At 71.7% G+C, this 4,936-nt stretch carries 4 protein-coding genes and 2 pseudogenes; 2 read left to right on the top strand and 4 right to left on the bottom strand.

The window, feature by feature from the left end; translation table 11 throughout:
- The 4 genes and pseudogenes from K6I34_RS31610 to K6I34_RS31625 form a co-directional block, all read right to left on the bottom strand.
- Window positions 1-359: pseudogene (locus K6I34_RS31610) on the bottom strand (hydrogenase expression protein HypF); the annotation flags it as partial.
- Window positions 349-906: a DUF6114 domain-containing protein gene (locus K6I34_RS31615; protein WP_229331334.1), complete on the bottom strand. Its 558-nt coding sequence runs from the start codon at window positions 904-906 to the stop codon at window positions 349-351. The gene K6I34_RS31615 and the pseudogene K6I34_RS31610, both read right to left, overlap by 11 nt.
- 111 nt (window positions 907-1,017) lie before the next feature.
- A complete protein-coding gene (locus K6I34_RS31620) occupies window positions 1,018-1,653 on the bottom strand; it encodes a DUF6230 family protein (protein ID WP_229331336.1) in 636 nt (211 codons plus the stop codon).
- A 605-nt stretch (window positions 1,654-2,258) separates the two neighbouring features.
- Window positions 2,259-3,233 carry a tetratricopeptide repeat protein gene (locus K6I34_RS31625; protein WP_229331338.1) on the bottom strand — a complete coding sequence of 325 codons (975 nt, stop codon included), beginning with the start codon at window positions 3,231-3,233 and terminating at the stop codon, window positions 2,259-2,261.
- Window positions 3,234-3,561: 328 nt separating this feature from the next.
- Between K6I34_RS31625 and K6I34_RS31630 the strand changes: the two genes are divergently transcribed.
- Both K6I34_RS31630 and K6I34_RS31635 read left to right on the top strand, forming a co-directional pair.
- Window positions 3,562-4,215: a TetR/AcrR family transcriptional regulator gene (locus tag K6I34_RS31630; protein WP_229331340.1), complete on the top strand. Its 654-nt coding sequence runs from the start codon at window positions 3,562-3,564 to the stop codon at window positions 4,213-4,215.
- 58 nt (window positions 4,216-4,273) lie between these two features.
- Window positions 4,274-4,936 (top strand): annotated as a pseudogene (locus tag K6I34_RS31635) (hypothetical protein); the annotation flags it as partial.

Below are 4,936 nucleotides of genomic sequence, written 5' to 3' on the forward strand. Positions count from 1 at the left end.
CGCTTGCCGGCATCCGGCGTCGGGGCGGACGGCGAGGTGCTCGGTGCCGGTGCCGTGACGCCCTTCTCCTCCCCTTTCTCCTCGCCCTTCTTCGGGCTCGCCGAAGGAGCCCCGCTCGCCGACGCGTCCGGCACCGTCGCGCACTGCCCCTCGAACGGTTCCGGCACCGTCGGCTTGGCGCTCGCGAGCTGTGGGGTGAGCCCCATGCCCATCAGCACCGCCGTCGGCATCGCCGCGAGGGCGACGGCCTTGCCCGCGGGCATGTGGAGCCGGGCGAGCAGCGGCTTCCTCGGGGCGGCGTGCCGGGGACCGTCGGCCCGCCGCGTCCCATGCCCCTCGTGCGTCTCGTCAATCGGCACGGTGCCGCCCCCTGTCGGTGTCCTTCATCAGACTCGGCCGCCCCGCCGGTTCGACGACGACGCCCTCGTCCGTTCCCTCGTCCGGGTCCGGACCCGGGCCCTCCGAAGCCGGATCGCCGCCCTCCTCCGGGCCCGCTTCCGGGAGCGGCTTGCCCGGCGCCCAGGAGACGCCGAGTGCGCCCCCGACGAGCGCGAGCAGGAAACCGATCAGGAACGCCCCGAAGTTGGCCACCACCAGGGAGACCAGCGCCAGCAGGATCGCCGCGACACCGGCGAAGATCCGCGATTGCTGCTGGAACCAGAGCGTCAGCCCGAGGACGACCAGCAGCACGCCGATGATCAGCGAGCCCGCGCCCGCCGTGGTCGCGATGCGGATGTGCAGGTCGCCCAGGGTCATCGTCTGGTAGGGGATGTACATGATCGGGAAGCCGGCCAGCAGGGTGTACAGCCCGCCCCAGAACGGGCGTCGCCCGCGCCACTCCCGGAACGTACTGCGGGCACGGCCGAAGGAAGAGTCCGTCGGCCGGGATCGCGTGTCGGCGCTCATGTCGTACAGCTCCTAGGACTGGCGAGTTCGGTGGTACGGGAGGCTCGGCACCGCGCGGTACGGGTACGGGAGCGCGAAGCTCCTTCCCGTACCCGCCCGTTCAGCGCCCCGCTACTCCGTCGAGCACTTGGCCGCGCCGGTGCCGACGCTCATGTGCAGCCCGGGCAGGGTGAACGTGCCCGCCGAGGTCGCCCATGCCTTCTGGCTGACCTTCTCGAACCACACCTCTTCCGCCTGCTGGGCGAACGAGCCCGGCACATGGGCTCCGGAGTGGTCCTTGCCCTCGGCGGCCGGGCCGGGGCCCTTGGTGGTGTTGTCCACCGAGACACCGATGTCGACGTTCTTGAACGTCGCGTCGGCGTCCATGGCCTCCGCGTCGATGTAGAGCGTCTTCGCGGTGACCTGCTTGTCGCCGCCTCCGGCCGTCAGCTTCATCGACAGGTCGAAACCGAGGCCGGTCGGGACGGTGACCGCCTGGCAGAGCCCGTTGATCTCCGCCTTGTCTATGCCGACGACCGCGACGGGCTTGCCGCCGGCCTTGGTCTGGTCCATGGCGCCGTACTGCACGAACCCGGTGCCGTGAATCTTCTGCGCGGCCACCTCGAACTGCTGGCCGGAGACGCTGAACGACGCCGCGAGGGCGCCCTGCGCGACTGCCACGCCTATCGCGGCCGTGGCCGCGAGACTCGGCACCATGACCACGGCGAACCGCCGCCATCTGGTCCCGCCACGCGTCTGGGACTGCATGACTTTCCTCCTTCTCGGACGTACATCGCCGGTGCGGACCTCTCGGTCGGCACCGGGATGGATGTCGTGCCACGTCCTCGGGAAGGAGAGCGCCGCCGCGGCGCGGTGGCGGTCAGACGACGCCTCCGGCGACACCGGCGATCACCCCCGAGCGACAACCACTGGCCGCGCCACGCCATGGCGCAACCGCCGGGACAGGCCCGGCCGTTGACGTCCGGGTACCCCCCTGTCCCCGAGCCGACCCGGAGTGCGGCCGACCCGCCCGGTGGGGACCCACTCCCGCACACCGACCGGCTGCCGGGTAAGGGAATGGACCGAGCGTGGCCGATCGTGGTCCATTCGCGCGCCCGGCACAAGAGGTTCATTACTAGCGAGTAACGGGCCGATAACCAAGGGGAGACCGGTGTGCATCGACCGGCGCCGGGAGCGTGTCTCTGCGTAGGCGGCGAGAGTTGGCCAAACGCAAGAAAACCCGGGCGAAAGCCCGGGTTTTCCCTACTCCCAGTAACAGCCTCCACGATTACCAAGATTTGGCAAAGCGTGGCAGTCCGCGCCGCGTGGGGCGCGAGTTCAGAACGTCGTCATCGCCACCGGCGGAGCGGGGCTCAGAACAGTGCGCGGGACAGAGCCGTACGCGCGGCGCCCACGCGCGGGTCGTCCGGACCGATCACCTCGAAGAGCTCCAGCAGCCGTACGCGCGCGGCGTCCCGGTCCTCGCCGGCCGTCCGCCTGACGGTGTCGATCAGCCGGCCGAAGGCGTCCTCCACATGGCCGCCGACCAGGTCGAGGTCGGCCGCGGCGATCTGGGCCTTGACGTCGGACCGGTCGTCCGCGGCGGCCTTGCGGACCTGCTGGGGGTCCATGTCCTGGACGCGCCGCAGGAGTTCGGCCTGCGCGAGGCCGAGCTTGGCCTCGGCGTTGCCCGGGTCGTCGGCCAGCACGTTCTTGTACGCCTGGACCGCGCCGCCGAGGTCACCGGCGTCCAGCGCGTCGTGGGCGAGGCCCAGCGCGGCGTCGTGCGGACCCGCGGGGGCCGCCTGCGGAGCGGCTGCCTCCGCGCCCGTCCCCGCACCCGGCTCCACGGGCGCGCCGACGATGCCGAAGCGCTGCTCGGCGAGCATGACGAGCTGGTCGAGCACCTGGCGGACCTGGGCCTCGGGCGCCGCGCCCTGGAAGAGCGGCAGGGCCTGCCCGGCCACGACCGCGAAGACCGCGGGGATGGACTGGACGCCGAACTGCTGGAAGAGCAGCTGGTTGGCCTCGACGTCGACCTTGGCGAGCACGAACCGGCCCGCGTACTCCTCCGCCAGCCGCTCCAGCAGCGGGCCGAGCTGCTTGCACGGCTCGCACCAGTCGGCCCAGAAGTCGATGACGACGGGCACCTCGGCCGAGCGCTGGAGGACATCCGCCTCGAAGCCGGCCTCGTCGACGTCGAAGACCAGGCGCTGCGCGGCGGCGGGCGCACCGCCCCGGCGGGCGGCCTCGGCTCGGGCCTGCTCCGCCTTCTGCTTGGCTTCCCCGGCCGCCTTCACCGCGGCGAGGTCGACCACTCCACTCATGGACATGTTCCGTGGCTGCATGGTCCCTATCCTCCCCCCTTCGCGCGGCGATCGGAAAAGCGCGCCGTCAGAACGGCGCCAAGAGCTCGCGATCGGCGCCGGGTCCCCACCTGGCGCCTGTGGTTGTCGCTCTCGCGCTCGCACGCACTGATCGCACTGGTGCGCCGCGAGCTTTCGCTACGACTCGTAGCGTAACTGGAAGCGGCTGCCGTGCAACGGGGCCTCCGGAAGACTTTCCCGTGATCTGGCTCATACGGAGCGCGAGCGCGACGGAAGTGACACATGGATGGCCGTGTGGCCATCTCCCGAGATCCCCGCCCCCATGGCTACTCGACGGTAAGGTCGCGGCATGACTTCCGCCGACGGCTCCCGTCCCGACGGTCCCCGTCGCGGCGGCGGCCGTACGGGACGCCCGCGCAGCACCGAGGCCGACCGCGCGATCCTCGACGCGACGCGGGCGGCGCTGGTGGAGCTGGGCTGGGGAAAACTGTCGCTGGGCGACGTGGCGGCGCGCGCGGGCGTCGCCAAGACCACCCTCTACCGCCGCTGGGCGGGCAAGAACGAACTGGTGGTGGACGCGGTCGCCGCCCTCTTCGACGAACAGCTCCACCTGCCCGACCTCGGCAGCCTCACCGCCGACATCGAGGGCGTCGTCCTGCGCTTCGCGGCCCTCCTCGAACGCCCCGAGACGAAGACGGCCCTCATGGCCGTGGTCGCCGAGTCCACCCGCGACGAGGCCCTGCGCGACCGCATCCGCTCCGCGATCGTCGACCGCCAGAAGCGACTTGTCCTCCTCGGCCGCGAACGCGCCCAGGCCCGCGGCGAACTCCCCCGCGAGCCCGACCCCGAGTCGGCCGCCCGCAACGCGGACCTCATCTTCGACGTGATCGCGGGCGCGGTCGTCCACCGAGCCCTGGTGAGCGCGGAGCCGGTGGACGGGGAGTGGGCGCGGGGATTCACGACGTTGCTGGTGGCGGGGTTGGCAGGAACGCCGCCTGTTTGAGGGGCTCCGACTGCCAGACTGTCCGGACTGGCCTGGGGCAGGGGAGCGGCGGCGGGCGATGGTCGACAGCGGCGGGACGTCGGTGAGGGGGTCGGGTGAGGCATCGGCTCAGGGGGCTGGTTCCTTTGCCAACAGCGGGGTGATCAACGGCCCGGTGCGGGTGGGCGTACGGCGCGCCGCGGTATCGGGCTATCTGTTGCAGGTCGAGCACATGTCCGCAGCCGACTTCCGAGGGCGGGAGAGGGAGCTCGCGGAACTGTCGTCCTTCTGCACGGACGAGGGGCCCGGGGCGCCGACTTACTGGCGCTGGCTGGCACCGGCCTGGGCGGGAAAGTCCGCCCTGCTGGCGAAATTCGTCCTGGAGCCACCGCCCGGGGTCGACGTCGTCTCGTTCTTCATCACGTCCCGCTTGGCCCGGCAGAACGACGCGGCGGCGTTCTGCGAGGTCGTGCAGCGGCAGCTTTACTCCTTGCTGCAGGAGGAAGAGCCGCTGACCACGCCCTACACGCGTGATGAGCAGGTACGGCTCGCGATGGACCGCGCGGCTGAGCTGTGCGCCGAGCGCGGGCGACGGCTCGTGCTCGTGGTGGACGGGCTGGACGAGGACCGCGGCGTGACCTCAGGGCCGGACTGCCACAGCATCGCGGCGCTGTTGCCACGGGTGCCACCGCACGGCATGCGGGTCGTGGTGGCGGGGCGGCCGCATCCGCCTGTGCCGGGG

Origin of the sequence: Streptomyces sp. UNOC14_S4, assembly GCF_020740835.1 — a bacterium.
GTDB lineage: Bacteria > Actinomycetota > Actinomycetes > Streptomycetales > Streptomycetaceae > Streptomyces.